The sequence below is a fragment of the Streptomyces sp. NPDC006624 genome (assembly GCF_040611555.1).
In the GTDB taxonomy this organism is placed as follows: domain Bacteria; phylum Actinomycetota; class Actinomycetes; order Streptomycetales; family Streptomycetaceae; genus Streptomyces.
Genome location: NZ_JBEXOM010000073.1, coordinates 1 through 1,271, shown reverse-complemented (window position 1 = coordinate 1,271; position 1,271 = coordinate 1). Strand labels below are relative to the sequence as shown.

General features: G+C 69.2%; 2 protein-coding genes. Both read left to right on the top strand.

The window, feature by feature from the left end; translation table 11 throughout:
• Nucleotides 1-888 (top strand): phosphopantetheine-binding protein (locus ABZY20_RS37245; protein ID WP_356447971.1); only part of this gene is annotated, 888 nt, incomplete at its 5' end.
• Between the two features lie 2 nt (nt 889-890).
• On the top strand, nt 891-1,271 hold a 381-nt coding region (locus ABZY20_RS37240; RefSeq protein WP_356447969.1), incomplete at its 3' end, for a condensation domain-containing protein.

Here is a 1,271-nt window from a genome sequence, read left to right as displayed (position 1 = left end):
GTCGCCATCGGCCGCCCGATCCAGATCACCCGCCTGTACGTGCTCAACGAACTGGACGTACCCGTGCCCGCCGGCGCGGTTGGCGAGCTGTGCATCGGCGGCGACGGCGTGACCCGCGGCTACCAGAACCTCGACGCGCTTACCGCAAGCCGCTTCCGCGAACATCGCTTCGGCGAGGGTGTGATCGAGCGCCTGTACCACAGCGGCGACCTGGTGCGCTGCGGCCACGACGGCGAGCTGGAATACCTGGGCCGACGCGACGAACAGGTCAAGCTGCGCGGCTACCGTATCGAGCTGGGCGAGATCGAATCCCAGCTCAAGCGCGATGCGCGGGTCAGCGACGCAGCGGCGGCGATCCAGGGCGAGGGCAACGACCGGCGACTGGTCGCATTCGTCGCCAGCAGCGAGGCAGAAACCGCCCACGCCGCGCTGGTCGACGAACTGCAACAAGCGCTGCGCCAGAGCCTGGCCGAGTTCTTGCGCCCGAGCGCGATCGCCGTGCTGGCGAGCCTGCCGCTGACCGCGAACGGCAAGGTCGACCGCGCAGCGCTGCCGTCGCTGGGCGGCGCAGTCGCCGCGGCCTACCGCGCGCCCGAGACCGAAACCGAGCGCGTACTGGCGACGTTGTGGCAGGAACTGCTGGAACGCAGCGAACCGGTCGGCGCCGAAGACAACTTCTTCCGTCTCGGCGGCCACTCGCTGCTGGCTACGCGCATGGTCCTGGCGATCAACCAGCGCTGGGCGGATGCCGTGCAGCTCAAGGACATCTTCGAACAGCAGAGCCTGGCCGGGCTGGCGCTGCACATCGACGTCAAGCGGGTTTCGGCTTCCGCCGCGCAGCCCGACGGCGCGAACGGCGGCGCCGTTTACGAAGAAATGGAGTGGTAGTCATGGAAACCGCGAAACAGCTGCTGGCCTTGCTCGGCTCCAGGAACATCGAGCTTTACCTGGACCAGGGCAAGCTCAAGACCAAGGCCGCGCCGGGCGCGATCAGCGACGACCTCGGCGCGCAGATCAAGGCCCATCGCGACGATCTGATCGCGCTGTTGCAAGCCGCCGCGGCCGCATCTGCCGGCATTCCCAAGGCCCACGGCGCCGAGGCGGTGACCTCGAGCCAGCGTCGGCTGTGGCTGAGCCAGAAGCTGTCCGATGCCAAGGCGATCTACAACGTGCCGCTGGCGGTCAAGCTCAGCGGCGCGCTCGACGAGGCGGCGCTGGCGCGGGCGCTGCGCCGCGTGGTCGAGCGCCATCAGGCGCTGCGCACCCGCTTC